25 protein-coding genes are annotated in these 25,040 nt (G+C 68.3%); 10 read left to right on the plus strand and 15 right to left on the minus strand.

Annotated elements, in window-relative coordinates; genetic code table 11:
• Nucleotides 1–27: 27 nt before the first annotated feature.
• The gene (locus D7D52_RS04520; protein ID WP_120735183.1) at nucleotides 28–438 is read right to left on the minus strand and encodes a cupin domain-containing protein; all 411 of its coding nucleotides are present in this window, start codon (nucleotides 436–438) and stop codon (nucleotides 28–30) included.
• Between the two features lie 35 nt (nucleotides 439–473).
• Entirely contained in the window at nucleotides 474–710 is a 237-nt protein-coding gene (locus D7D52_RS04525) for a saccharopine dehydrogenase family protein (protein WP_120735184.1), read from the minus strand.
• Nucleotides 711–770: 60 nt separating this feature from the next.
• Here D7D52_RS04525 and D7D52_RS04530 point away from each other — a divergent pair, with 60 nt between their 5' ends.
• Together D7D52_RS04530 and D7D52_RS04535 are read left to right on the plus strand one after the other, a co-directional pair.
• Nucleotides 771–1,319, plus strand: a complete 549-nt coding sequence (locus D7D52_RS04530) for an AraC family transcriptional regulator (protein ID WP_120735185.1) — start codon at nucleotides 771–773, stop codon at nucleotides 1,317–1,319.
• Nucleotides 1,320–1,379: 60 nt separating this feature from the next.
• Nucleotides 1,380–2,120: an SIR2 family NAD-dependent protein deacylase gene (locus tag D7D52_RS04535; protein ID WP_120735186.1), complete on the plus strand. Its 741-nt coding sequence runs from the start codon at nucleotides 1,380–1,382 to the stop codon at nucleotides 2,118–2,120.
• 2 nt (nucleotides 2,121–2,122) lie between these two features.
• On the opposite strand, the gene D7D52_RS04540 is transcribed toward D7D52_RS04535, so the two are convergent.
• Nucleotides 2,123–2,875 carry a DUF427 domain-containing protein gene (locus D7D52_RS04540; RefSeq protein WP_120735187.1) on the minus strand — a complete coding sequence of 251 codons (753 nt, stop codon included), beginning with the start codon at nucleotides 2,873–2,875 and terminating at the stop codon, nucleotides 2,123–2,125.
• Between the two features lie 243 nt (nucleotides 2,876–3,118).
• On the opposite strand from D7D52_RS04540, the gene D7D52_RS04545 reads away from it, so the two are divergent.
• Nucleotides 3,119–4,456 carry an amino acid permease gene (locus tag D7D52_RS04545; protein ID WP_187703111.1) on the plus strand — a complete coding sequence of 446 codons (1,338 nt, stop codon included), beginning with the start codon at nucleotides 3,119–3,121 and terminating at the stop codon, nucleotides 4,454–4,456.
• 13 nt (nucleotides 4,457–4,469) lie between these two features.
• Here the strand turns inward: D7D52_RS04545 and D7D52_RS04550 are convergent, their stop codons facing one another.
• The 7 genes from D7D52_RS04550 to D7D52_RS04580 all read right to left on the minus strand — a co-directional run bounded on the left by D7D52_RS04550 (nucleotide 4,470) and on the right by D7D52_RS04580 (nucleotide 12,068).
• On the minus strand, nucleotides 4,470–5,726 hold the full coding sequence (locus tag D7D52_RS04550) for an MFS transporter (RefSeq protein ID WP_120743807.1): 1,257 nt from the start codon (nucleotides 5,724–5,726) through the stop codon (nucleotides 4,470–4,472).
• Nucleotides 5,727–5,746: 20 nt separating this feature from the next.
• Nucleotides 5,747–6,196, minus strand: coding sequence for a MarR family winged helix-turn-helix transcriptional regulator (locus D7D52_RS04555; RefSeq protein ID WP_246023637.1), 450 nt, complete (start codon nucleotides 6,194–6,196; stop codon nucleotides 5,747–5,749).
• Between the two features lie 142 nt (nucleotides 6,197–6,338).
• Complete coding sequence (locus D7D52_RS04560; protein ID WP_120735188.1) at nucleotides 6,339–7,382, minus strand: acyl-CoA dehydrogenase family protein; 1,044 nt, start codon at nucleotides 7,380–7,382, stop codon at nucleotides 6,339–6,341.
• A gap of 52 nt (nucleotides 7,383–7,434) precedes the next feature.
• Entirely contained in the window at nucleotides 7,435–8,478 is a 1,044-nt protein-coding gene (locus D7D52_RS04565; RefSeq protein ID WP_120735189.1) for an acyl-CoA dehydrogenase family protein, read from the minus strand.
• Between the two features lie 18 nt (nucleotides 8,479–8,496).
• Nucleotides 8,497–9,627, minus strand: a complete 1,131-nt coding sequence (locus D7D52_RS04570) for an acyl-CoA dehydrogenase family protein (protein ID WP_120735190.1) — start codon at nucleotides 9,625–9,627, stop codon at nucleotides 8,497–8,499.
• A complete protein-coding gene (locus D7D52_RS04575) occupies nucleotides 9,628–10,524 on the minus strand; it encodes an enoyl-CoA hydratase (RefSeq protein ID WP_120735191.1) in 897 nt (298 codons plus the stop codon). It lies immediately after the preceding gene.
• Nucleotides 10,521–12,068 carry a FadD3 family acyl-CoA ligase gene (locus D7D52_RS04580; RefSeq protein ID WP_120735192.1) on the minus strand — a complete coding sequence of 516 codons (1,548 nt, stop codon included), beginning with the start codon at nucleotides 12,066–12,068 and terminating at the stop codon, nucleotides 10,521–10,523. Before D7D52_RS04580 ends, D7D52_RS04575 begins: the two co-directional genes overlap by 4 nt.
• A 70-nt stretch (nucleotides 12,069–12,138) precedes the next feature.
• Between D7D52_RS04580 and D7D52_RS04585 the strand changes: the two genes are divergently transcribed.
• The 7 genes from D7D52_RS04585 (at nucleotide 12,139) to D7D52_RS04615 (ending at nucleotide 20,580) form a co-directional block, all read left to right on the plus strand.
• Nucleotides 12,139–13,386 carry an acyl-CoA dehydrogenase family protein gene (locus D7D52_RS04585; protein ID WP_120735193.1) on the plus strand — a complete coding sequence of 416 codons (1,248 nt, stop codon included), beginning with the start codon at nucleotides 12,139–12,141 and terminating at the stop codon, nucleotides 13,384–13,386.
• Nucleotides 13,383–14,177, plus strand: a complete 795-nt coding sequence (locus tag D7D52_RS04590; RefSeq protein ID WP_120735194.1) for an SDR family oxidoreductase — start codon at nucleotides 13,383–13,385, stop codon at nucleotides 14,175–14,177. The genes D7D52_RS04585 and D7D52_RS04590 overlap by 4 nt, the downstream gene beginning before the upstream one ends.
• 297 nt (nucleotides 14,178–14,474) lie before the next feature.
• Nucleotides 14,475–15,230: a hypothetical protein gene (locus D7D52_RS04595; RefSeq protein ID WP_120735195.1), complete on the plus strand. Its 756-nt coding sequence runs from the start codon at nucleotides 14,475–14,477 to the stop codon at nucleotides 15,228–15,230.
• A gap of 70 nt (nucleotides 15,231–15,300) precedes the next feature.
• Complete coding sequence (locus D7D52_RS04600) at nucleotides 15,301–15,909, plus strand: TetR/AcrR family transcriptional regulator (protein ID WP_120735196.1); 609 nt, start codon at nucleotides 15,301–15,303, stop codon at nucleotides 15,907–15,909.
• A gap of 103 nt (nucleotides 15,910–16,012) precedes the next feature.
• Nucleotides 16,013–17,164 carry an acetyl-CoA C-acetyltransferase gene (locus tag D7D52_RS04605; protein WP_120735197.1) on the plus strand — a complete coding sequence of 384 codons (1,152 nt, stop codon included), beginning with the start codon at nucleotides 16,013–16,015 and terminating at the stop codon, nucleotides 17,162–17,164.
• A 127-nt stretch (nucleotides 17,165–17,291) separates the two neighbouring features.
• Nucleotides 17,292–19,121 carry a multicopper oxidase family protein gene (locus D7D52_RS04610; RefSeq protein ID WP_120735198.1) on the plus strand — a complete coding sequence of 610 codons (1,830 nt, stop codon included), beginning with the start codon at nucleotides 17,292–17,294 and terminating at the stop codon, nucleotides 19,119–19,121.
• Between the two features lie 79 nt (nucleotides 19,122–19,200).
• A complete protein-coding gene (locus D7D52_RS04615) occupies nucleotides 19,201–20,580 on the plus strand; it encodes a uracil-xanthine permease family protein (protein ID WP_120735199.1) in 1,380 nt (459 codons plus the stop codon).
• Here D7D52_RS04615 and D7D52_RS04620 read toward each other — a convergent pair.
• The 5 genes from D7D52_RS04620 to D7D52_RS04640 form a co-directional block, all read right to left on the minus strand.
• Nucleotides 20,569–21,438, minus strand: coding sequence for a metallophosphoesterase family protein (locus tag D7D52_RS04620; RefSeq protein WP_120735200.1), 870 nt, complete (start codon nucleotides 21,436–21,438; stop codon nucleotides 20,569–20,571). The genes D7D52_RS04615 and D7D52_RS04620 overlap by 12 nt on opposite strands.
• Nucleotides 21,439–21,553: 115 nt before the next feature.
• Nucleotides 21,554–22,126 carry a Uma2 family endonuclease gene (locus D7D52_RS04625; RefSeq protein ID WP_120735201.1) on the minus strand — a complete coding sequence of 191 codons (573 nt, stop codon included), beginning with the start codon at nucleotides 22,124–22,126 and terminating at the stop codon, nucleotides 21,554–21,556.
• Between the two features lie 194 nt (nucleotides 22,127–22,320).
• Nucleotides 22,321–23,397 (minus strand): NAD(P)H-dependent flavin oxidoreductase, encoded by a 1,077-nt coding sequence (locus tag D7D52_RS04630; protein ID WP_120735202.1) that lies wholly within the window; start codon nucleotides 23,395–23,397, stop codon nucleotides 22,321–22,323.
• Nucleotides 23,394–24,152, minus strand: coding sequence for a CoA-transferase subunit beta (locus tag D7D52_RS04635; RefSeq protein WP_120735203.1), 759 nt, complete (start codon nucleotides 24,150–24,152; stop codon nucleotides 23,394–23,396). Before D7D52_RS04635 ends, D7D52_RS04630 begins: the two co-directional genes overlap by 4 nt.
• The gene (locus D7D52_RS04640; protein ID WP_120735204.1) at nucleotides 24,152–25,027 is read right to left on the minus strand and encodes a CoA transferase subunit A; all 876 of its coding nucleotides are present in this window, start codon (nucleotides 25,025–25,027) and stop codon (nucleotides 24,152–24,154) included. Before D7D52_RS04640 ends, D7D52_RS04635 begins: the two co-directional genes overlap by 1 nt.
• Between the last annotated feature and the right edge of the window lie 13 nt (nucleotides 25,028–25,040).

Consider the following 25,040-nt stretch of genomic DNA (forward strand, 5'->3'; position numbering starts at 1 on the left):
GCGGGCACGAGATTGCAGAGTGCGAATTCAATCCATTCTGAAATCCGCGAAGTCGAAACCGGGGGAGACCACACAGCTCACCAGGCTGTAGTGGTCGCCCGCCGGTCGGGCGGACTGGGATACCCCGCCGGGGACCACCGCCTGGGGGCGCTGCCCCTGCTCGACATCGGGGCCGAGGACGATCTCCTCGCCCCCGATGTTCAGCAGCAGCGGGCCACCGCCGTGCCACAGCCAGATCTCGTCCGACGTCACGGTGTGCGGCGCGGACCTCTCGCCCGGCAGCAGCAGGAAGTAGATCGCGGTCGCGCTGGCGCGCGGGCCGCCGTACCCCTCCGGCTCGAATTCCACATCGCTGCGCCAGGTTTCGCGGAACCAGCCGCCCTCGGGATGCGGCTCCAGATCCAGTTCAGCGGCCAGCTTCGGTCGGTCGTCGCTCATGCCGCCACTGTAGGCCCACTGCCCGTCGGGCCGGCTCAGTCGGCCGTGGTCTCCCAGGTGAGACCGTGGGGCGCGAGCGAATTCAGGAACTCCGCCGCGTCGAAGGCTTCGGCGGTGGCCAGGACGCCCGGTTTCGCGGACCCGCCGGCCAGGCGCACGGCCGCCTCGACCGCCAGAATCCCGGAGTCCCGGTAGGAATCGACACCGTGCAGGACACCCCGCACCGTCCGACCATCCGCGGCGGTGGCATCGATGATCGTGTCGTACCGCAAATCCGATCGGCGCTGGGCTTTTCGGGCAGACTCGCGACGACCTCGGGGGTCAGCGTCGTGATGTTGCCCGAATTCATTCACCTGCCCGCGCGTCCCGGCCGGCATCCGGCGCTGCGTTCGACCGTCGATCTGCTCGCCTGCGAGATCGCCGAACCCCGGCCGGGTACCGATGCCGCCATCCCGGCGCTGCTGGACACCCTGCTGCTGTTCATGTTGCGCGCCTGGTTCGACGAACAGTCGGCCGCCACCGGCTGGGCGGGCGTCTTCGGCGACCCCGCCGTCTCCGACGCCCTGCGCGCGATTCACGCTGCGCCGGAACGGGCTTGGACGGTGCCCGAACTCAGCGCCGTCGCCGGCGTCTCCCGCGCCACGCTGGCGCGCCGCTTCCTGGCCACCGTCGGCCAACCCCCGCTGTCCTACCTGACCCGCTGGCGCATGCTCACCGCCGCCCGCCTGCTGCGCGAATCCGACACCCCGCTGGCCGGTGTCGCCCGAAAGGTCGGGTACCAGAGCGAATTCGCGTTCGCCAAGGCGTTCAAACGGGAATACGGCCTGGCCCCCGGCCACTATCGCCGCGCCGACGAACCACCCGCCGCCCTCGCGGTCTGAACGACCCGGTCCGTGCCGGGTCCCCGACCCCGCAGCCGGATTCGGCATAGGGTGGGCAGAGTGACGGACTGGCGTGCACGCAAGGGACCGATCGGAGTATTGACGGGCGCGGGCATCTCCACGGATTCCGGGATACCGGATTTCCGTGGGCCGCGCGGGGTCTGGACCAAGGATCCGATCGCGGAGTTGCTCTCGACCTATCAGAACTACGTGGCGGATCCGGACCTGCGGGTGCGCGCCTGGCTGGCGCGGCGCGACAATCCCGCCTGGCAGGCGACGCCGAATCCGGCGCATCGGGCGCTGGTGCGGCTCGCGGAGGCCGGGCGGCAGGTCGGGATCATCACCCAGAACATCGATCGCCTGCATCAGCGGGCCGGCTCGGACGACGTGGTGGAGATCCACGGCAATATGTTCGAAGTCGTCTGCATCGACTGCGAATTCACCGATTCGATGGCCGCGACCCTGCAGCGCGTCGCGGCGGGCGAACCGGATCCCGCGTGCCCCGACTGCGGCGGCATCCTGAAGGCCGGTGTCGTCATGTTCGGCCAGCAGCTGGACACCGCCGCCATTCGCGCCGCGGTGCAGATCGCCGAGAACGCGGAAATCTTTCTGGCCGTAGGCACCTCGCTGCAGGTCGAGCCCGCCGCGTCCATGTGCGCGGTGGCGGTGGACGCGGGGGCCGACCTGGTCGTCGTGAACAACGAGCCGACACCCTACGACGAGTACGCCGCCGAGATCGTGCGCGACCCGATCGGCGAGGCGCTGCCCCGGCTGGTGTCGGAGATCCTGGGGGACCGCTGATTTCAGCTGAACGGCGTCTTGGGCCGCGGCTGTAGTTCACCGTCGATCCAGATGTCGAGCTTCTCGTTGTAGAAGCAGGCGAGCCCGGCGATCTTCTGGCTCTCCGGCAAGGGTGTGCGGTAGATCCACACCAGGTCCGGATGGCTGGACTCGGCCAGCTCGACGTTCCAGTACTCGGCGTGCCCCTTGTACGGGCACGAGGTCCGGGTCTGCGACGGGCGCAGCAGATCCATGCGCACATCGGTGAGCGGCAGGTAGTAGCGCGCGGGCAGCCCGGTCTCGAACAGGATGTGCGGCGAGTGCGAATCCGCCAGCGTCACACCGTCCAGCTCGACCCGGACGTGCCGGGAGCTGACCAGAATGTCCACCCGCGTGTAGGGGTCGCGCGGATGGACGTAGATGGGCTCGTCCTCCTCGAACCACTCGTCCATGGCCGCTAAGTCCAGCTTCACCAGATCACGCAGTTCCGCGATCGGCGAATCGAGATGCCGCACGGCCGCGCCCGCGGCGGTGATGCCGTCGGCCACCACATCGAACTCGGTGCCGTCGCCGCGGCTGGGGGAGGGCCGGACCTTGCCATTGGGCTCGAGCTTGACCCGCAGGTCGGCGGCCGGCACGTAGTAGGTGGGGTAGTGCGGGGATTCCCATACCAGCGTCGGGTGGACGGTGTCGACGGCCAGATGGCCGCCCAGGTAGGCGCGCACGCGCTTGGCGCTCGGTTCGACGCGCACCCGGCCACGCTGTGTCTCGGTCATACCTCCCCACGGTACCCCCGGCATGGAAACGGCTGTCGGCGAGCGGGATTCGCGTCTTCGCGGCATCTCGGCCGACGGCCGCCCCGGAGGCGATTTTTATCGCCTGACCAGGCTCGATATGGTGTTCTGGCAACACTCGAGCAACACAAGAAGGTGGCGGTCAGATTGTCGGAGCCCGGCAGTGCCCAACTGGAAACCGGCAGTGAACAGCAGGGACTGCGAACCGGACTCCGGCGTCGGCACATGACCATGATCGGCATCGGCGGCGCGATCGGCGCGGGCCTGTTCGTGGGCAGCGGCTCGGTCATCCAGACCGCCGGACCCGCCGCCATCCTGTCCTACGCGGGCGCGGGCCTGGTCGTGCTGTGCGTGCTGCGCGCCCTCGGCGAGATGGTGGTGGCCCGGCCGGTCGCGGGGTCCATGGGCGAGTACGCGCGCATGACCATGGGACCGTTCGCGGGCTTCACCGTCGGCTGGCTGTACTGGTATCTCTACGTGATCCTGGTCGGCGCCGAGGCCGTGGCGGGCGCCGCCATCCTGGGCAGCTGGATCGACCTGGACCAGTGGGTGCTCTCGGCCGGACTGCTCGTCGTCATGACCGCCGTGAACCTGGTGTCGGTGAAGTCGTTCGGCGAGTTCGAGTTCTGGTTCGCCTCCATCAAGGTGGTGGCGATCGTGCTGTTCCTGGCGATCGGGCTGGCCTGGATCTTCGGGTTGTGGCCCGGCGCGGACGCGGGCTTCGGCAACCTCACCCAGCACGGCGGCTTCGCCCCCAATGGAATCGGCGGCGTCTTCTCGGCCATCGTGGTCGTCATGTTCGCCTTCGGCGGCACCGAGATCGTGACCGTGGCGGCCGCGGAATCCAAGGAGCCGGGCGCGGCGGTGGCCCGCGCCACCAACAATGTGCTGTGGCGGGTCGGGCTGTTCTACGTGGCCTCGATCTTCCTGGTGGTGACGATTCTGCCGTGGAACGACGCCAAGGTGCTGAAGAGCCCGTTCGTCAGCGCGCTCGAGCACATCGGCATCCCCGCCGCGGGCACCATCATGCAGGTCGTCATCCTGACCGCGGTGCTGTCGGTGCTCAACTCCGCCATCTACGTCTCCTCCCGCATGCTCTACGTGCTCACCCGCGACGGCGACGCGCCCGCCTCCCTGGTGAAACTCAACAAGCGCGGCGTCCCCGCGCGGGCCGTGCTGCTCGGCACCGTGGCGGCCTGGGGCGCGGTCATCGCCTCCTACGTCTCACCCGACAAGGTCTTCACCTTCCTGGTGAACTCCATCGGCGTGGTGCTGGCGTTCGTCTATGTGGCGATCATGTTCTCGCAGTTGCGACTTCGCGCCCGCCTGCGCCGCGAGGATCCCTCCGCGCTCACCTACCGCATGTGGGGTTACCCGTACATCAGCTGGGCCGTCGTCGTCGCCATTTTCGCGGTCTTCGTGGCCATGGCCCGCAACCCCGACCAGCGCAACCAGCTCATCGCCTCCACCATCAGCCTGCTGGTGGTCATGGCGCTGTACCCGTTGCGCGCCAAGCTCGGCCGCAAGGCCCCGGTCCGCGAGGTCGAGGTCTTGCGGCACTGAGATCGGCCGGGAATCAGTCCTCGTCGCCGAGGGTGATGGCCTGCGCCTCGGCCGGAGTGTGCGCGGCCGGAGCGTGATCGTCCATGTGCGACAGCAGCTTCCGGCCGGAGACCAGGACCGCCACGGCGGCGGCGGTGCAGGCCGCGCCGACCCAGAACGGCAGCGACGCCTGGTGTTCGCCGAGCTTGCCCGCCAGGTACGGGGCCGCCGCGCCACCGGCGAAGCGGACGAAACTGTAGGCGGCCGAAGCGGTCGAACGCTCGACAGGCGCGGCCTCCATGACGGCCTCGGTGATCAGAGTGTTGTTGACGCCCAGGAAAAGTCCCGCGAGTACCGTGCCGACGATGAGCACCGGCTTGTGCTCGGTGAACGCCGCCATGACACCGAGATCGATCGCGAACAGCGCCAGGGCGAGCGCCATCATGGGCACGGTTCCGAAGCGGCGCTGCAGTTTCGGCGCGAAGACCACCGAGGACAGGGCCAGCAGCAGACCCCAGCCGAAGAAGATGAAACCGATCGAATAGGTCCCCATGTTCAGCGGGAACGGGGTGTAGGCGAGCAGGGTGAAGAAGCCGTAGTTGTACAGCAGCGCGGTCACGCTCACCAGCAGCAGGCCCGGATAGGTGAGAGCTCTGAAGGGTGCGGCCAGCGAGGTCGGGTGGGCCGGTTTCGGGGCTTCGGGCAGCAGCACCACCAGGGCGATGAAGGCCACGGCCATCAGCACGGAGACGCCGAAGAACGGTGCGCGCCAGGTGAAGTGGCCGAGGAACCCGCCCACCAGCGGCCCCGACGCGATGCCGATGCCCAGCGCGGCCTCGTACAGAATGATGGCCCGCGCCACACCGCCGGTGGCCGCGCCGACGATCGTCGCGAGCGCGGTGGCGATGAACAGGGCATTGCCCAGCCCCCAGCCCGCCCGGAATCCGACGATCTGCCCGACCGTACTGGAACTGCCTGCGAGAGCGGCGAAGACGACGATGATGGCCAACCCGGCCAGGAGCGTCCTCTTCGCGCCGAAACGGCTGGAGACGACGCTGGTGATGAGCATGGCCACGCCCGTGACCAGCATGTAGCTGGTGAACAGCAGGGTCACCTGCGACGGTGAGGCGTGCAGCTGCTCGCCGATCGGTTTGAGAATCGGGTCCACCAGGCCGATGCCCATGAAGGCGATGACGGACGCGAAGGCCACCGCCCACACCGATTTCGGTTGGCCGGGGCGGGAGTTCGCCGTCGGTGCGGCCGGGGCGGGCCGGGCGGTCGAGGTGCCGATGGTCACAGGCGTGTCCTCCTCTACGAGTGCTTTTTCAAGGCCCCGATGAGGTCGTCCAGATCTGCGCTCAGGCGGGTGAGGGCGACGGGATCGAAGTCGGAAAGTCGTGCGGCCAGGGAGTTTCCGAGGTTCTCCCGGGCGGCGGCCAGCCGGGCCCGGCCCGCGGGGGTCAAGGTGACGACCACGGCTCTGGAGTCGCCGGGATCCTTGGTCCGCGTGGCCAGGCCGGCCTCGGTCAGCCGTGCGATCAGCGCCGTTGCCGAAGGCTGGGAGCATCGGTCGATGCGCGCGAATTCGCTGATCCGCAGCGCGCCGTACTCGTCGAGGGTCCCGAGGGCCCGCATGACGGCGTGTGGCAGATCTACGCCACCGATGACTCCGGCCAGGCGGTTGAGCCGCGAGACGGCGACGACGATGTCGGCCAGTCGCTCCCCGGCGGGGATGGGCTCGGTTGCCTGTTCCAGCTGCACGCCAACTATTGTTGCATAAGCTAACTATGTATTTACATAGGCTAACGATATTTTCTCCGGTGACATGGCCCACACACGACGAACGGCCCGCACGTGATGGGCGTGCGGGCCGTTCTGTCCCCGAGCGGGTCTGGGTGCCGGCTCAGGCCGGACGGGTCAGTGGGCGGGCGGGAGCGCCGAAGAGCTGGGCGTCGGCGTGGGCGCGCTTGAAGAACAGGTGCGCGTCGTGCTCCCAGGTGATGGCGATGCCGCCGTGCATCTGCACGGTTTCCGACACCACGGACTGGAAGGTGTCGATGGCGTGCAGGCGGGCGGCCTGGATATCGATCGGCTCGAGCGCGCCCGCGGCCAGGCCCGCGATGGCCAGGTACGCGATCGACCGCGTCGACTCGACCAGCACGTACATATCGGCCATGCGGTGCTTGAGCGCCTGGAAGCTGCCGATCGGTCGACCGAACTGCACCCGTGACCTGGTGTACTCGACCGTCATGTCGAGGCACTGTTCCGCCGCGCCGAGCTGCTCGGCAATGACTGCCGCCCAGGCGATTTCACGCAAGCGGTTCACATTCGGTCGTCCGACGGGACGGGCCGTGGCCGCCTCGAAGTCGATGCGCGCCAGCTTGCGGGTCGGGTCCTGGGTGACGAGCGTGGTGCGGGTGACACCCGCCGCGTCGCCGTCGAGTTCGAACAGGCCCTCGGCGGTCAGCACCAGCAGCGTGTCGGCGTGCACCCCGTCGAGTACGTAATGCGCTGTGCCGGAGAGCGTTTCGCCCGAAGCGGTAACCCCGAAGGAATCCCAGCCCCGCGGCCCGGCCCAGCACAGCGCCAGCGTGCGTGCGCCCTCGGCGACCTCCGGCAGCAGCCGCTCGTTCACCTCGGCGTTCCCGGCCAGCAGCAGCGCCTGCACCCCCAGCACGGCCGACCCGAGCATGGGCGGCGCGGACAGCGTGCGCCCGAGCTCCTCGACTACCAGCAGCGCCTCGACCAACCCGGCCCCGATGCCCCCGAACTCCTCCGGAATCGCCAGCGCCGCCACCCCGACCTGCTCGCACAGCAGCTTCCACAACTGCTCGTCGTATCCGCGCTCGGTCTCCAGCCCGCGTCGCACGGCCGCGCTGTCCCCGTGCTTGGCCAGCACCGCGCGCACGGTGGTGACCAGTTCCTGCTGCTCGGCCGTCAGGCTCATGCGATGGCTCCCATGCTGTCGAAGGATGCTCCGGTCGACGCCTGCGCCGCGCTCACGCGACGTTCCCCGCGCGGAGGGCGGCCGCGATGCGGGCGCGGTGCTGGGCGGGGGTGCCCCAGGCCGAGCGCAGGGCGGTGACCTTGGTCAGCCACAGCGACAGGTCGCATTCGGCGGTGTAGCCGATGGCGCCGTGGACCTGGAGGGCGATGCGAGCGGCCTGGTAAGCGGCCTCGCCGCAGGACAGTTTGGCGGCGGAGATGTCGCGGCCGCGAGTTTCGTTGTCCGCCTGGGATTCCAGGGTCAGCGCGGCGCGGTAGAGCAGCGGCTGTGCCATTTCCAGGCCGATGTGGGCATTGGCGAGGTGATGTTTGATGGCCTGGTTGCGGCCGATCGGGGTGCCGAACTGCTGGCGCTGTTTGACGTAGTCGACGCTGGTGTCCAGCAGCGCGCGGCCCGCGCCCAGCAGTTGCGCGGCGGCGGCCAGGGCGGCGGTGTCGAAGGCCAGATCGATGGCGGCGGCGACGCCTTCGCCCTCGGCGAGGGTTTCGCCCGCGGTCACCGTGAACAGGCGGCGGGCCGCGTCCACCGACGTCACGAGGTCACCGGCGGCGCCCAGCGCGAGGCGGTCGCCCTCGGCGACGAGCACCAGATCGGCGATATCGGCGTCCAGTGCGGTGGCCGCACCCGCGGCCCGGCCCGCGTTCGCCCCGGCGGACGCGGTCAGGGCCAGCGTGCCCAGTTTCGCGCCCTCTGCCAGTTCCGGCAGCCGCTCGGCGGCGAGCGCCGAGTCCGGAAGCGCTTGCAGCAGCGCGGGAATCGCGGCGGCGGTCTCCACCAGCGGTCCCGGCACGGCGGCCCGGCCGAGCTCGGTGCAGGCCACGATCAGCTCCACCGGGCCCGCGCCGAAGCCGCCGTTGTCCTCGCTGACGGTCAGCCCCAGCGCACCCGCCTCGGCCAGCTGGCCGAGCAGCGCGCGCCCCGCGGCGGAATCGCCGGTGCCCCAGGCCCGGACGACACCGGGGGTCTTGGCGGCCTCGGCCATCTTGCGCAGGCTCGCGGCGAAATCGTTCTGTTCCGCGGTCAATGCGAATCGCATGTCGTCGTCCTCCTGTGGCTATCGCGGCAGGCCGAGCAGGCGTTCGGCGATGATGTTGCGCTGAATCTCGTTGGTGCCGGCGTAGATCGGGCCCGCCAGCGAGAACAGGTAACCGTCGGTCCACGCCGACTCCTGTTCCGCGGCCGCACCGTGCAGATCCAAGGCGGTCTCGTGCATGGCGATGTCCAGATCCGACCAGAACACCTTGTTCACCGAGGATTCCGCGCCCAGCTGGCCGCCGTCGGCCAGGCGGGTCACGGTGGCCCAGGTGTTGAGGCGGTACGCTTCCGCGCCCACCCACGCGTCGACCACGCGATCGGCGGCGACGGTATCGGACTCGTCGGCGGCGGTGCGCCACAGCTCGATCAGCTTGGCGGCGGTGGCGGTGAAGCGGCCCGGCGCGCGCAGCGACAGCCCGCGCTCGTTGCTCGAGGTCGCCATGGCGACCTTCCAGCCATTGTGGGCCTCGCCGATCACGTCGGCGTCCGGTACGAAGACATTGTCCAGGAAGATCTCCGCGAAGCCCGGCTCACCGTCCAGCTGCGGAATCGGCCGCACCGTAATGCCTTCCGCGGTGAGGGGGAACATCAGGTAGGTCAGTCCACGATGCCGCTCGGCGGCCGGATCGCTGCGGAACAGCCCGAAACCCCAGTCCGCGAACGAGGCTCGCGAACTCCAGGTCTTCTGACCGTTGAGCAGCCAGCCGCCCTCGGTGCGCTTGGCGGTGGAACGGATACCCGCCAGGTCGGAACCGGCCTCCGGCTCCGACCACGCCTGTGCCCAGATGTCGTCCGCGCGTGCCATTCTCGGCAGGATGCGGGCCAGCTGTTCGGGGGAGCCGTGCTCGAACAGGGTCGGCGCAAGCAGGAAGATGCCGTTCTGCGAGACCCGGCCGGGCGCGCCCGCGGCGTAGTACTCCTCCTCGAAGATGACCCATTCGGTCAGCGAGGCGTCGCGGCCGCCGTACTCGGCCGGCCAGGCCACGCACGACAGCCGGGCCTCGGCCAGCGTGGCCTCCCAGGCCCGGTGGGCCTCGAAACCCGCCTTGGTGTCCATGGACGGCAGGGGGGTGGCGGGCACGTTGGCCGCCAGGAAGTCCCGCACCTCGCGGCGGAATTCCTCGGTCTTGGCGTCGAATTCGAGATCCACTTACTTCGCCCCGTCGTTGTTCGTAGCTGCGGCCGCACCGGTGGCGGCGGCCTTCATGGACTTGGCGTTCATGCCGCCCAGCGAGTCGGTGCCGACCTCGGCATTGTGGGCGTGCGCGAAATGATGCAGCCCGAACACCGAATCCATCCCGGCGCGCATCCCCATCAGGTCCTCGCACTGGTTGACGGCCTTCTTGGTCAGCGCCAGCCCGAACTGCGGCATCTCCGCGATCTTCTCCGCCAGCGCGAAGGTCTCGGTCTCCAGGTCCTCCCGCGCCACAACGCGATTGAGCATGCCCCACTCGTAAGCCTGTGCGGCGGTGAAGCGCTCACCGGTGAACAGGATCTCCTTCGCGCGCCGCGGCCCCAGCACCCACGGATGCGCGAAGTACTCCACGCCCGGAATGCCCATGCGGACAACCGGATCGGAGAAGAACGCGTCCTCGGAGGCCACTATCATGTCGCAGGACCACGCCAGCATGAGCGCGCCCGCGATGCACGCGCCCTGCACCATGGCGATGGTCGGCTTGGGGATCTCCCGCCAGCGCCGGCACATGCCCAGGTACACCTCGGATTCGCGCGCGAAACGCTGATCGCCGCCGAGCCGGTCGGTGTGGTCCCACCACAGCGCGGCCTTGTTCTCGTAGGTGACATGATGATCGCGACCGGGCGTCCCGATATCGTGCCCCGCGCTGAAATGCTTTCCGGCGCCGCCCAAGACGATGACCTTGACCTCCGGATCCTCGACGGCCCGCACGAAGGCGGCGTCCAGGGCGTAGGTCATGGCCGAGTTCTGCGCATTGCGGTAATCCGGCCGATTGAGCGTGACGACCGCGATCGGTCCCCGCTTCTCGTAGCGGACGACCTCGCCCTCGTCGGGAATGGCTCCCTGGCTCACGCCTTCTCCTCACGTAGTTGCCGCTTGAGCACCTTCCCCGCGGCGTTGTACGGCAGTTCGTCACGGAACTCCACGTACTTGGGCACCTTGAAGTTGGCGAGCTTGGTCTTGGCGTAGGCCAGCACATCGTCGGTGGTCAGCGTCGCGCCCGGGCGGCGGACCACGTACACCTTGCCGACCTCGCCCATGCGCTCGTCCGGGACACCGATGACCGCGGTCTCGGCGACACCGTCCAACCGGGCCATGGCCTGCTCGATCTCGGCCGGATACACGTTGAAGCCGCCGGAGATGTACATGTCCTTGAGCCGGTCGGTGACCTTCATGTACCCGCGCTCGTCGATGACCGCGACATCGCCGGTGTGCAGCCAGCCGTCCGGATCGATGGTCGCGGCGGTGGCCTGCGGATCGTCCAGATAGCCGCGCATCACCTGGGCGCTGCGCAGCAGCAGTTCGCCATTGTCGGCCAGCTTCATCTCGAAGCCGTCGATGACGCGGCCGCAGGTGTTGGCGATGGTCTCGCTGGAATCCTCCGGCCGGCACATGGTGCCGAAGCCGCCGGACTCGGTCTGCCCGTAGGCGGTCAGCACCACCTCGAAATCCAGTTCGCTGCGCAGTCTTTCGATGAGCACGACCGGCACGGTGGCCGCGCCGGTGACCGCGACGCGCAGGCTGGACAGATCCGCCTCGGCGCGCGCCGGGTGATCGAGGAGGGACTGGTGAATGGTCGGCGGACCGGTCAGCACGGTGATGCGCTCGTCGTGGATGAGCCGCATGGTCGTCGGCACGTCGAACACCGCCTGCGGCACGATGGTCGCGCCCGTCACCAGACAGGTGAGAATGCCTGCCTTGTAACCGAAGCTGTGGAAGAACGGCGGCACCACCAGATAGGTGTCGTCGCTGTTCAGCGTCGCGCAGTCGGCCCAGGCGCGCGCACTGGCGAGCACCTGGGCATGGGCGATGAGCACGCCCTTGCTGCGCCCGGTGGTGCCGGAGGTGAACAGGATGTCCGAAAGGTCCTCGGGCGCTACCGATTCCGCCCGGGCCACCGCCTCCGCGAGGCTCACGGCCTCGGCCACCTTGCCCAGTTCCGACCAGGCGATGGCGTTCTCGACCGGCTCCTCGCCCTCGACCGGGATGACGATGGTGGTCTCGATCCCCAGTTCCGGTGCGGCCGCGCGCAATTCGCCCAGCCGGTCGCGGCCCAGGAAGGTGCCCGCGACGAACAGCGCCTTGGCGTCCACCCGCTCGAGCACGTCGATCGCCTCGGCGGCCACGTACCGGGTGTTCAACGGCACGATGGCCGCGCCCACGTAGTGGGTGGCCAGCACCGCCGTCACCCAGTGATGGGTATTGGGCGCCCAGATGCCGACGCGGTCGCCGCGCTGGATGCCGCGTGCCATCAGCGCCCGGGCGGTCTCGCGCACCGAGTCCAGCAGTTGCGACCAGCTCAGTCGCACGGCGCCGTCGCCGACGGCCGGCGCGTCACCGTAGCGGGTGGCGGCCTCGTGCAGAGCGCGCGGCGTGGTCTGCGGAGGAGATGTCACGGGCGTCCTCGCTGTCCGGGAATGGGTCTAACAAAGCAAGTGCTTGGTAGGTTACTCTACCGACGTGAGCATGATCCAGACCCCCGAACCGGCCAGCGGGATCGACAGTTCCGCGGACGCCGAATTTCGCACCGAGGTGCGCGAATGGCTGGCCGAGAACCTGAACGGCCAGTTCCGCGAGCTGCGCGGTCTGGGTGGTCCCGGGCGCGAGCACGAGGCCTTCGAGGAGCGCCTGGAGTGGGACCGCGCCCTCGCGGCCGCCGGGCTGACCTGCCTGGGCTGGCCCAAGCAATGGGGCGGCCGCGACGCCACCCTGCGCCAGCAGGTCATCTTCCACGAGGAATACGCCAAAGCCGATGCGCCGAGCCGGGTTTCGCACCTCGGTGAGGAACTGCTCGGTCCCACGGTCATCGCCTTCGGCACCGAGGCGCAGAAGCAGCGCTTCCTGCCGGGCATTCGCAATGTCACCGAACTGTGGTGCCAGGGCTATTCGGAGCCGGGCGCGGGGTCCGACCTGGCCGCCGTCACCACCTCCGCCCAGCTGGACGGCGATGAGTGGGTGATCAACGGGCAGAAGATCTGGACCTCGCTGGCGCATCTGTCGGACTGGTGCTTCGTGGTCGCGCGCACCGAGAAGGGCTCGAGCCGCCACCACGGGCTGTCGTATCTGCTGGTGCCGATGAAGCAGCCGGGCGTAGAGGTGCGCCCCATCATCCAGCTCACCGGGACCGCGGAATTCAACGAGGTCTTCTTCGACAATGCCCGCACCGCAGCCGATCTGGTGGTCGGGCAGCCCGGCGACGGCTGGAAGGTCGCCATGGGCACGCTCACCTTCGAGCGCGGCATCTCCACGGTCGGCCAGCAGATCCGGTACGCGCGCGAACTCGCCGATCTGGAAGCGGTGGCACAGGCCAACGGGGCCATCGAGAATCCGGTCATCGCCGAGCGCCTCGACCGGGCGTGGGTCGGTCTGCGGGTGCTGCGCGCGCACGTGCTGCGCACCCTGGAGTCCGGGCACGACGGGGCGTCCGGCGGAGCCGGAAAATCTGGCACCGCTGTGGATGCTCGCACCGCTGCCGGGCAGGCGTCGGTGACCAAGCTGCTGTGGGCCAATTGGCATCGCGGACTGGGCGAATTGGCCATGGACGTGCTCGGCGCGCCGGGCCTCGTCGCCGACGGCCCGGGCGACGATCTCAATGCCTGGCAGCGCATGTTCCTGTTCACCCGCGCCGACACCATCTACGGCGGTTCGAACGAAGTGCAGCGCAACATCATCTCCGAGCGTGTGCTCGGACTTCCCCGAGAGGCTCGACCGTGAGTGACCTTTCCATCGCACCCGACATCACCCCGGGCCACAATCTGCTCGCGGGCAAGATCGCGGTGGTGACCGCCGCCGCGGGCACCGGCATCGGCTCGGCCACGGCGCGCCGCCTGCTGTCCGAGGGCGCGGACGTGGTGATCTCCGACTGGCACGAGCGGCGGCTGAAGGAGACCGAGGAGGCCCTGCAGGCCGAATTCCCCGGCCGCCGAGTCGCTTCCGTGCCCTGCGACGTCAGTTCGACCGAACAGGTCGATGCCCTCATCGCCGGGGCGGTGGCCGCGTTCGGCCGCATCGACGTGATGGTCAACAATGCCGGCCTCGGCGGCGAAGTGCCGGTGGTCGACATGACCGACGAGCAGTGGGACAAGGTCCTCGACATCACGCTGAACGGCACCTTCCGGGCCACCCGCGCGGTGCTGAAGTACTTCCGCGAAGCCGGTCACGGTGGCGTCGTCGTCAACAACGCCTCGGTGCTCGGCTGGCGCGCCCAGCACGGCCAGGCCCACTACGCCGCGGCCAAGGCCGGCGTCATGGCCCTCACCCGTTGCAGCGCGGTCGAGGCCGCCGAGTTCGGCGTCCGCATCAACGCGGTCGCCCCCTCCATCGCCCGGCACGCCTTCCTCGACAAGGTCACCTCCGCCGATCTACTCGATCGCCTGGCCGCCGGTGAGGCTTTCGGCCGCGCCGCCGAACCGTGGGAAGTAGCCGCCACCATCGCCATGCTCGCCAGCGACTACACCACTTACCTCACAGGGGAAGTGGTTTCCATTTCCAGTCAGCGCGCCTGACTGCTATCCGAATCGTTCGGGACTTTCTCCGGCCCGCCTGAAATATCAGGCGGGCCGGATGTTTTTACTGATTCTTGAATGCATTACCAACGAGTTCGCGGCGCGTCGCGTTCTGGACTGAGCGGAGCGGGGGAGCGAAGCGGAGGAGCGGAGGGAGGGAAGAACGAGACCTTCAGCGCCGCGAACACGCCCGGAGCGGAGCGGAGGGCAAATTGGCACGGAAAATGGCTGGCGCGTCCCGGGGCTTGTTGTGCAATCCTGGTTTAGGCCGGTACCGCTAGTCGAAGGGCACGACCCATGGGTCCGGATCACAGACAACAGACAGCCCCCGAACAAGCCCACGAGGAATTCGAACTCGAGCTGGTACGCGAGGTCGTACTGGCGCGTCGCAGGCTCGACAATGTCGTTCTGGCCGCACTGACTTTGGGCGCGGAATTACTCGAGCACGACTCCGAGCGCGCCACCGCCATGCGGGCCGCGCAGATCCTCGAACAACACGCCGTGGACGAATCCGATGTGACACGCGACCCGCGTGCCGCATTGCGCCGCGACATGGTCCGCGACCGGGATCGGGCCCGCCGCCTGGGTCTGTCCCGGGCGGCCGGTTATGCCGATTCCGAAGCGGATCGCCGCCGTCGCAAAAGGACCGCGCTGCTGTGCGAGGTCCGCGCCGATCTGCTGGAGGTGGTGCGCACGTGCGGCCGCCTGCGCTACGACCACGTGGCCTTCGCGGACGGTATCGCGCAGGGATTGTGCGCGGCCACCGACAAATTGGTGATCGGCGCCGATATGGAGACATATCGGGCATGGCAGCGGGGGATGATCCTCAAACTCATCGAGGAGCCCGACGGCGAGGGCGGTCCGCCGCGGGTCATGGCCACGGTGGACGCCGGCCCCGGCCACGAACCCCTGACCGTCGAATGGGACAGCCCCGAACGCCGCCTGGCCCTGGTGGCCCGAATGGCCCGCGCCGGCATCTCGCCGGTGGTGATCTGCGATCGACTCCTGGCCGACCTCTCGGTCTCCTCACCCCTGCGTTTCTCTATGCGCTGAGCCCGGTCGTCCGGCGCATCGGACGGGACGCGAGGTGGACCAAGCAAATGCTTGGTTGTATATTGGCGGAGTGACCCAACCTGACCCCTCCAAATCAGCACGTCGCAACGAGCTGCTCGGCCTGGCCGCGAACCTATTCGCGGAGCGGGGGCTGCGCGCCACCACGGTTCGCGACATTGCCGACGCGGCGGGGATTCTATCCGGGAGTCTCTACCACCACTTCGATTCCAAAGAAGCCATGGTGGACGAGATCCTGCGCGGGTTCCTCGACGACCTCTTCGGACGCTACCGCGAGATCGTGGCCGCCGGCCTGCCCGCCCGCGACACCCTCGAGGCGCTGGTCATCGCGTCCTACGAGTCCTTCGACCAGTTCCACGCGGCGGTCGCCATCTACCAGGCCGAGGCCAAACGCCTCAGCGGCACACCGCGATTCGACTACATCGCCGAATACAACAAGGAGTTCCGCGAGCTCTGGTACCAGGTGCTGACCACCGGCGTCGCCGACGGCAGCTTCCGGCCCGAGATGGATATCGAACTGGCGTACCGGTTCCTGCGCGACACCGTCTGGGTGTCGGTGCGCTGGTATCAGCCCGGCGGCCGGATCACTGTCGAGAACCTGGCCAAGCAGTACCTGACCATCGTGCTCGACGGGCTCACCACGCCCGAGCGGCACGGATAGATCCACCACTCGGGACTCTCAGGGGCCGAGCCCCTGAAATCTCAACCGGCACAACGCGTAGGAGTTCCCCATGTCAGCACCGTCCCGCCGCCAGTACGCGCCGATGCGGGAGGCGTACGTGATCGACGCCGTGCGCACCCCGGTCGGCAAGCGGGGCGGTTCGCTGGCCGCAGTGCACCCCGCCGACCTCGGCGCGGCCGCCATCAAGGGCCTGCTCGCGCGCACCGACCTGGCCCCGGCGGCCGTGGACGACGTGGTGTTCGGCTGCTGCGACACCATCGGCCCGCAGGCCGGAAACATCGCGCGCACTTCGTGGTTGGCGGCCGGCTACCCCGAGTCGGTGCCGGGTGTCACCGTGGACCGGCAGTGCGGGTCCTCGCAGCAGGCCATCACCTTCGGCGCGCAGGCCATCATGTCCGGCACCGCCGAGGTGATCGTGGCCGGCGGCGTGCAGAACATGTCGGCCATCCCCATCTCGGCGGCCATGCTGGCCGGGCAGCAGTACGGCTTCGACTCGCCGTTCGTCGGCTCGCACGGCTGGGACCACCGCTACGGCACCGGCGAAGTGTCGCAGTTCAATTCGGCCACCATGATCGCAGAGAAGTGGGACATCTCCCGCCGCGAGATGGAGGAGTGGGCGCTGCGCAGCAACGAGCGCGCCCGCAAGGCCATCGTGGACGGCAAGTTCGATCGCGAGATCGTGCCGGTCGGCGACTTCTGGATCGACGAGACCCCGCGCGAGACCACCCTGAAGAAGATGGCCGGGCTGCAGCCGCTGGCCGAGGGCAGCCGCATCACCGCCGCGCTGGCCAGCCAGATCTCCGACGGTTCCAGCGCCACCCTGCTGGCCTCGGACTGGGCGGTCGCCGAGTACGGCCTCACCCCGCGGGCCCGCATCCACCACGTGAGCGCCCGCGGCGCGGACCCCATCTACATGCTCACCGCGCCCATCCCGGCCACCAAGTGGGCCCTCGAGAAGACCGGCCTGACCATCGACGACATCGACGTCATCGAGATCAACGAGGCGTTCGCGTCGGTCGTGCTGGCCTGGATCAAGGAGACCGGCGCCGACCCGGAGAAGGTGAACGTGAACGGCGGCGCGATCGCGCTGGGCCACCCGCTGGGCGCCACCGGGGCCAAGCTGTTCGCCACCCTGCTCAACGAGCTGGAGCGGGTCAACGGCCGCTACGGGCTGCTCACCATCTGCGAGGGCGGCGGCACCGCCAACGTCACCATCATCGAGCGGCTGGGCTGACCCGGCCGCTTCCGCACGCCGCGCATCGGGTTCCGGTGCGCGGCTTTCGCGTTCGCGCCCTCGTAATGTCGGCTAAGGTCGGACGATAGACCAGTTGACAGCGGAGTAGTTCCGGGGTGCGAACTGGATGAACGAGAACCTGCCGCGCCGGGGTTTCCTCCTGGGAGCCTTCGGACTCGCGGGGATGGCCTACATGGCAGCGGCGGCCGCCGACCCGGTGCCCCTGCCGCCGCCGCCCGTCCCCGTGCCGCCGCTGCCCGCCCCGACCCTCACCCCGCTCAACTATCACTCACCCCCTTTGCAGCCCTATGTCGACGAGCTGCCCATACCCGAAACGCGGCCGGTGGCAGGCGAATTGGCGGCCATGTCCGGGACGCACCGCTACCACCGGGATCTGCCGGAAACCCGCAGCTGGGGCTTCGGGCGCCCGGTGCTCGGTCCGAATCTGGAGGCATGGCGGGATCAGGTGGCGCACATCGCCTTTCGCAACGAGCTCGGCACCCACGTACTGGCCCCGCACGTGGACACCACCATGCACGGCGTCACCGATCTCGACCGCACCGACCCGCGCTTCACCGTCCACCTGCACGGCGGCACCAACGCGCCCGGCTCGGACGGGCATCCGCTGGTCGCCTGGCGCAATGGCGGGCGGCCGCGCTTCGAGTACACCAACCGGCAGGACGCGGCCACGCTCTGGTACCACGACCACGCCATGGGCATCACCCGGCTCAACATTCAGGCCGGGCTGGCCGGAATGTATTACCTGCGAGACGAATTCGACACCGGCCGCGATGACAACCCGCTGGGGCTGCCCAGCGGCGAGTTCGAGATCCCGCTGATCGTGCAGGACCGCACCTTCAATGCCGACGGCAGCCTGCAACCCATGGTCGCCACCTATATTCCGCAGGGCTACAACCAGTCCGGGCAGCTGGGCGACGTGTGCTGTGTGAACGGGGTGGTGTGGCCGCGCTTCGAGGTGCGGCGCACCGTCTACCGATTCCGGCTGCTGAACGGATCCAATTCGCGCCCTTACATTTTCGAGTTCTCCAACGGCATGCTGTTCTTCGCCATCGGGGGGGATCTGGGGTTGTTGGACACCCCGGTGCCGACACCGTCGATCCGGGTGAGCCCCGGCGAAAGAGTCGATCTGCTCGTCGATTTCAGCGGCATCAAGGACGGCGAGACCGTCGACCTGATCAATACCGCCAAGAACGATCTGGGCAATACCGTGTTCATGGTGCCGGAGTTGCGGCCCATCATGCGCTTCGTCGGCGCGGGTGACGGGCCCGCCCACAGCATCCCGTTCACCCTGCGCGGCGGTCCCGGCCAACCGGACGCCCTGCCGCCCGTCTACCGCCCGAATGCCAAGCGCACCATGACATTGCTGGGCCTCAACGACGATGCGCGGGCGGCGGCGGTGTTCCCGACCATGATGTCGCTGAACAACCTGGCCTTCCTCAGCTCCGACATCGACATGGCGCGGGCGGGGACCGTCGAACAGTGGGACCTCGTCAACACCACGCCGTTCGATCATCCAATTCATCTGCACCTGGCGCGATTACGGGTGATCGCGCGCCAGCCCATCCTCACCTCGGCCTACTTCTTCGCCAACTATCCGCCCAAGTTCGGCACCCGCTGGGCGCCCTCGGCCGACGGCTTCGCGATCGGACCCGAACAGGGTCCGCCGCCGTGGGAGGCCGGCTGGAAGGACACCGTCGAATGCCCGACCGACACCGTCACCCGGGTGTTGGTCACCTGGCCGTCGGTCGAGGAGCTCGGCTTCGACCCGGACACCGCGGTCCCGATTCCCCCGGACGCCGAGGCCATGTCACCGACCGGGGAGGGCATGACCGCCGCGATGGGTCCCGCACCCGAGATCCACGGCTATGTCTGGCACTGCCACAATCTCGACCACGCCGACCACGACATGATGCAGCAGATCCGGATCCAGCCCTGAGCTGGCGAGAGCTGGAGGTTTGCTCGCATTAGGATGTGCCCGAGCTGGTTTCGGACCTTCGGGAGAAAGCGGGCGGTCGATGGTATTGGGTGTCCGCTGGACGGTGCACGGGGACGGGCGCACGCCCGCGCCCGGGGCGGTGGTGCGACCGGATGAGCGGCTGTCGTGGCCGCGCACCTTCGGTCTCGGCGCGCAGCACGTCGTCGCAATGTTCGGCGCGAGCTTCGTCGCGCCGGTCCTGATGGGTCTGGACCCCAACCTCGCCATCATGATGTCCGGCGTGGCTACGGCCATCTTCCTGCTGGCCACCCGCGGCCGGGTGCCCAGCTATCTCGGCTGCTCGCTGTCGTTCGTGGGTGTGGCCGCAGTGATCCGGGCCCAGGGCGGCGATAGCGCGACGGTGACCGGAGCCTGCCTCGCGGTGGGTGCGGTGCTGTTGCTGATCGGTCTGGCCGTGCAGCGCTTCGGCGCGCGCATCATTCATGCCGCCATGCCGCCGGTGGTGACCGGTGCGGTGGTCATGCTGATCGGCTTCAATCTGGCCCCAGTCACCGCCTCGACCTACTGGCCGCAGGATCAGTGGACGGCGCTGCTGGTCATGCTGTTCACCGGTCTGGCCGTGGTCGGCTTGCGCGGATTCTTCTCGCGCATCGCGATTTTCCTGGGTCTGGTGTTCGGGTACGCGCTGTCGTTCGTGCTGGACCGGGTGTTCGGGCGCATCCACTCCGCGGACGGCAGCGGCAAGATCACCGACCACTGGCGGCTCGATCTGTCGGGTGTGGCCAAGGCCGATTGGATCGGGCTGCCCACCTTCCACGCGCCCTCGTTCCAATGGTCGGCCGTACTGGTCGCGCTGCCCGTGGTGATCGCGCTGGTCGCGGAGAACGCCGGGCACGTGAAGGCGGTCGGCGAGATCACCGGCGGCAATCTGGACGACAAGCTCGGCACCGCCATCGCCGCCGACGGCGCGGCGTCCATGCTCTCGACCGCGGTCGGCGGACCGCCCAACACCACCTACTCCGAGAACATCGGCGTCATGGCCGCAACCCGCGTCTACTCGACCGCCGCCTATTGGGCCGCGGCCTTTTTCGCGCTGCTGTTCGGTCTGTGCCCGAAGTTCGGCGCGATCGTCGCGGCCATTCCGGGCGGCGTGCTGGGCGGCATCACCGTCATCCTTTACGGCATGATCGGCCTGCTGGGCGCGCAGATCTGGACCAATGCCAAGGTCGACCTGCGCAATCCGCTCAACCTGGTGCCGGCCGCGGCCGGGCTGATCATCGGCATCGGCAATGTCAGCATGAAGTTCAGCGACAACTTCACCCTCAGTGGCATCGCCCTGGGCACCCTGGTCGTCATCACCGGTTACCACGTGCTGCGCGTGTTCGCGCCCGCGCACTTCAAGGGGGAGGAGCCGCTGCTGGACGAGGGCACCTCCTCCTACGACGAGTCACGCGGGTAGCGAATCCGGTTCGGCCGCCTCGATCTCCGGCTGCGCGTAGGGCAGCGGCAGCACGTACCAGGAGTGCTCTTTCGCATACTCCGGGTACTGCGAGGCTTCCGGGTCGCAGGCCAGGCCCTCGACCCGGGTCCACTGGCCGTCCCCCGAAGCGATGGTGTCGGTGTAGCGGACGTGCAGGTGCCCGTGGAACACGACACTCGGGTGCAGGGTTTCCACGATCCGCTGGACGCGATCCTGGTTGGGATAGCACTCGGGCTTGTCCTTGCGGTTCCACTTCGGTTGCGAGGCACGCGGTTTGTCGTGCGTGAGCAGCACGTCGACCGGCGAATCGTCGGCCGCCAGCAGCGCGGTCAGCTCGTCGTCGGTCATCTCCTCCTCCGGAAACCACAGCGTGCCCGCCGTCTCCGGCGTTTTCGAGGAGCCGTAGCGCCGCCGCTGCGCGACCAGTTCGGCCTTGCGCGCCTCCCGCGCCAGCCGCCAGCCCTTGTCGGTGGAGCGCGCCCCGCCGAAGGCCGCGAAAGCCGTCCCCTCCCAGATCCAGCGATGCCCCCGCGGCGCGTACCGCAGATGCTTGCGGCACACCAGAAATCCCTCGTCATCGCGACAGTCGTCGTACAGCTCGTGCAGCAGGGAACTCTTGTCGTGATTGCCGTCCAGGAAGTAGACGATCACGCCGGCCCGCTTGGCCGCCTTCCCGATCACGTCGAAATACCGCCGCCCCGACGCCATATGCTCCCACGCCCCGAAGTCCCCCACCACAAAGACCCGAGCGCACTCTTCACGCACCGCGGTCCGCACCACGGTCAACGCGTGCGCGGTGTTCCCATGCAGGTCTCCGGCAATCAGGACATTTCCCATCGCCACATGGTGGCACCCCTGCCCCACAACGGCATCCCAATACCCCGCGCCACGCCCGTGCCGGCCGCCACCTCACCGCAGGTGCCGGCGGCAAAAGCGGTTCGGGCGCCAAGGTTTACGCGCCGTAAACCGGGAGGCCGCGGGTGTCCAGCGAGAACCCGAACGCTCCCGGGAGGGGCACGTCTTCCCCGTACGTGCCGTCGAGACGACCTTGATACTCACCATTTTTGGGACGAGTGAACAACGTCCAACTGCCGAATCGAGGGTCGACAACCAGCAGCACGCGCACTCCGGCCGTGGCGTACCAGCCATTCTTGTCGGATATCTGCCGTGCTTTCTCGCTCTTCGAGATGACCTCGACGGCGAGTTCGACCTCTTGTGGATCTGCGAGCCACTCGTCGTCGTCCTCCCACGTCTCGGGAAGGACGACGAGGTCGGGGGTGCAATAGTCGTCAGGATCGCCGGGCATCGGAATCGACGACACCTCGTACGGTGCGAGCCCTTCCGTCAGTTGGGGTTCGAGCTGCTGGCGAAGGCGTCTGACAACTCCCGCATGCTTGCCGCGGGGGGTCGGCGACATCACGAGTTTTCCTCCCAGGACCTCAACGCGGAGTCCGGTGGTACGTTCGATCGTTTCCGCGACTTCGCGCAGGTTACCTGGGCGCGGGCGCATAGCGGGGACGGTCATGGACGATCACTCCAACCTTGCGGACGGCTGATCCAAACATAGCGTTATCGGTCGGGGGATGCGCGAAGCCGCCCCCGGGCGAGAGGATCCGGGGGCGGCTCGGCGGGCCGGCTGGCGGCGCGCGGTGGATCCGATGTGTGCGGATCCGGGGGTGCGCGGTCGGGCTGTGGTGGCCGCGCACGTTCGGGGGAGCGTCAGGCGGGTTCGGTGACGCGGTAGCGGTTGAGGCTGTCGATGCGGTCGACGGCCTCGGTGACGATGCGGTCGATGAGCTCGGCCACGGTGGGCAGATCGTCGATGATGCCCGCGACCTGGCCGGAGGCGAGCACGCCCGCCTGCGTATTGCCTTCCACCAGACCGGCTTTCAGCAGCATCGGGGTGTTGGCGGCCATGATGACCTGGGACCAGGTGAGGTCCTTGTGCTTGCGCATGGCCAGACCGTCCTTGACGATGGTCGACCATTTCATGCCGGTCATGGCCTTGAACTTGAAGGCGTTGGACGCCGCGGCGGTCAGGCCGCGCACGCCGCTGGAGTGCTCCAGCTTGTCGACGAGCTCGGTATTGAGCACGCGGTGCGGCATGCCGTCGACCTTCTTGGACACGACCGTGTCCATCAGGCCGCGCTTGAGATACTCCTGCTTCACCGAATCCGGGACGCTGGAATCCTGGGTCAGCAGGAATCGGGTGCCCATGGCGACACCGGCCGCCCCGTAGGACAGCGCCGCGGCCAGACCGCGCCCGTCGAAGAAACCGCCACCGGCGACCACCGGGATGTCGACGGCGTCGAGAACCGACGGCAGCAGCAGCGTGGTGGCGACGGAACCGGTATGGCCACCGCCCTCGGCGCCCTGCACGATCACTGCGTCCGCGCCCCACGACGCGACCTTGACCGCGTGCTTGGCCGCGCCGATAGACGGCACGACCACCACGCCGTTGTCCTTGAGCCGCGCGATGAGCTCCTTCTTGGGAGCCAGCGCGAAGGACGCGACCTTCACACCCTCGCGGATCATGAGTTCGCAGCGCTCGGCGGCATCGGAGCCGTCGGCGCGGATATTGACGCCGAAGGGCTTGTCGGTCTTGGCCTTCGTCTTCGCGATGGCCTGCTCGAGCTCCTCGAACGACATGGTCGCCGAGGCGAGAATGCCCAGCCCGCCCGCGTTCGCGGTCGCCGCGACCAGCCCGGGACCGGCGACCCAGCCCATGCCGGTCTGCACGATCGGATGCTCGATGCCGACCAGTTCGGTCAGTGGCGTCCTCAGCCGCTGCGTCATGCCGTCACTTCCTTCTCGCGGAAACCCTTGGGGTCCAGCACGGTCCGGATGATGGTCAGCTCTTCCTCGGTGGGCAGCCGGGTCTCGCCCGCCTCGGCCAGCCCGGCGATCTCGAAGGAGGTGCTCTCCGCGACCTCGTCGGCGCTCACGCCCGGGTGCAGCGACAGCGCGCGCATGGTGTGGTCCGGACCGTTGTAGTCGAACACGCCCAGGTTCGACACCACCCGGTGCAGGTGGTGGAACCGGTAGGCCGGATTCTCGGAATCGATCTTGTCGTAACCGATTCCGGAGACGATGTCGACCTGATCCACGAACACCCGCTTGCCGTGCTTGGGCACGAAGTAGCTGGTGGCGTGGTTGATGGTGTTGCCCGGCGCGCCGCGCACGCCGAACATCTGCCGGGTCGGCTGCTGCAGCGGACCGAACGCCGAGAGGTTCTGATTGCCGTACTTGTCGAGCTGGTTCGCGCCCATGACCACATGGCGGCGACCGGAATTCACCACATCGAAGACCTTCGAGAAGGGAATCCAGCCCTCGATCGGAGCCTTGCCGCCGATGGGCGGAATCTCCGCGAAGAACAGCGCCTCACCGTCGGACAGCAGCAGATCCGGTTCGAAGGTGAGCCGCGCCAGCCGCGCGCCGATGGTGGTGATCGTGGACATCGGCGAGGCCATGATCTCGCCCGCGCCCCGGAAGATCTCGGCCGCCGCGACCACGCAGATCTCGGCCCGAGTAACCGTAGTGGTGTCAGTCATTACTTCTGCTCCTCGGCGAAAGCCTTGACGGCGGCCTGGTATTCGTCCTCCGAGACATCCAGGTAGCGAGCCTTGAACTCGGCCCACGACTCGGGCGTCTTGGCGGCCTCGACATAGTGGCGCTGGAACTTCTCGTCCCGGCCGTAGCTGCCGGCGAAGGTGAAGTGCGCGCCGCCCGGGGCCTCGACCACGCCGTCGACCATCATGCGATTGAGGACGAGGGCCTGCGTCGGAACGGCTTTCACCAGTTCCTCGGTCTCGACCAGGCGGTCCACCGACAGATAGCGCTTCTCGGCCGAGAGCATGTACAGGTCGTCCATGTACGGGTCGACGCCGGTGTAGGCGGCATTGCCGTGCTTGTCGCCCAAATCCAGGTGCACGAAAGCGGCATCCAGGTTCAAAGCGGGCATGGCGACGAGGGTTTCGGCCTTGCCGTCCGTCAAATAAGGCGACTGAACGGTCTTCAGCTCGCCCTCCCAGAAATCGAGGACGGCCGAACCCAATCCGGCGCGAATCGGCAGGAACGGCAGCCGGGCCGCCGCGGCCTGCAGACCGCACTTGACCATGCCCTCGTCCATCTCGCGCACGGTGATCGCACCCTCGGTGCGCGCCTTGGCGAACCACGGATCGTAGAACGGCGCGGAGTCCAGCGACACGAAGCCGTAGTACGCCTTGCGCACCTTGCCCGCCGAGCACAGCAGACCCAGATCCGGTCCGCCGTAGGTGACCACGGTCAGATCGGCGACGTCCGAACGCAGCAGCGCGCGCACGAACGCCATCGGCTTGCGCCGCGAACCCCAGCCGCCGAGGCCGATGGTCATTCCACTGCGCAGTTCGCCGACGACTTCGTCGAGCGACATTCGCTTGTCGCGCATATTATTTTGGCCC

The sequence above is a fragment of the Nocardia yunnanensis genome (genome assembly GCF_003626895.1).
Classification (GTDB): Bacteria; Actinomycetota; Actinomycetes; order Mycobacteriales; family Mycobacteriaceae; genus Nocardia; species Nocardia yunnanensis.

What these genes read in the sequence shown, in the direction of transcription:
- D7D52_RS04615 (WP_120735199.1), top strand. Translation starts at nt 19,201, where the DNA reads ATGGTATTGGGTGTCCGCTGGACGGTGCACGGGGACGGGCGCACGCCC.
- D7D52_RS04540 (WP_120735187.1), bottom strand. Translation starts at nt 2,875, where the DNA reads ATGACCGAGACACAGCGTGGCCGGGTGCGCGTCGAACCGAGCGCCAAG.
- D7D52_RS04560 (WP_120735188.1), bottom strand. Translation starts at nt 7,382, where the DNA reads ATGAGCCTGACGGCCGAGCAGCAGGAACTGGTCACCACCGTGCGCGCG.
- D7D52_RS04620 (WP_120735200.1), bottom strand. Translation starts at nt 21,438, where the DNA reads ATGGGAAATGTCCTGATTGCCGGAGACCTGCATGGGAACACCGCGCAC.
- D7D52_RS04595 (WP_120735195.1), top strand. Translation starts at nt 14,475, where the DNA reads ATGGGTCCGGATCACAGACAACAGACAGCCCCCGAACAAGCCCACGAG.
- D7D52_RS04630 (WP_120735202.1), bottom strand. Translation starts at nt 23,397, where the DNA reads ATGACGCAGCGGCTGAGGACGCCACTGACCGAACTGGTCGGCATCGAG.
- D7D52_RS04625 (WP_120735201.1), bottom strand. Translation starts at nt 22,126, where the DNA reads ATGACCGTCCCCGCTATGCGCCCGCGCCCAGGTAACCTGCGCGAAGTC.
- D7D52_RS04585 (WP_120735193.1), top strand. Translation starts at nt 12,139, where the DNA reads ATGATCCAGACCCCCGAACCGGCCAGCGGGATCGACAGTTCCGCGGAC.
- D7D52_RS04605 (WP_120735197.1), top strand. Translation starts at nt 16,013, where the DNA reads ATGCGGGAGGCGTACGTGATCGACGCCGTGCGCACCCCGGTCGGCAAG.
- D7D52_RS04530 (WP_120735185.1), top strand. Translation starts at nt 771, where the DNA reads ATGTTGCCCGAATTCATTCACCTGCCCGCGCGTCCCGGCCGGCATCCG.
- D7D52_RS04610 (WP_120735198.1), top strand. Translation starts at nt 17,292, where the DNA reads ATGAACGAGAACCTGCCGCGCCGGGGTTTCCTCCTGGGAGCCTTCGGA.
- D7D52_RS04520 (WP_120735183.1), bottom strand. Translation starts at nt 438, where the DNA reads ATGAGCGACGACCGACCGAAGCTGGCCGCTGAACTGGATCTGGAGCCG.
- D7D52_RS04635 (WP_120735203.1), bottom strand. Translation starts at nt 24,152, where the DNA reads ATGACTGACACCACTACGGTTACTCGGGCCGAGATCTGCGTGGTCGCG.
- D7D52_RS04565 (WP_120735189.1), bottom strand. Translation starts at nt 8,478, where the DNA reads ATGCGATTCGCATTGACCGCGGAACAGAACGATTTCGCCGCGAGCCTG.
- D7D52_RS04545 (WP_187703111.1), top strand. Translation starts at nt 3,119, where the DNA reads ATGACCATGATCGGCATCGGCGGCGCGATCGGCGCGGGCCTGTTCGTG.
- D7D52_RS04640 (WP_120735204.1), bottom strand. Translation starts at nt 25,027, where the DNA reads ATGCGCGACAAGCGAATGTCGCTCGACGAAGTCGTCGGCGAACTGCGC.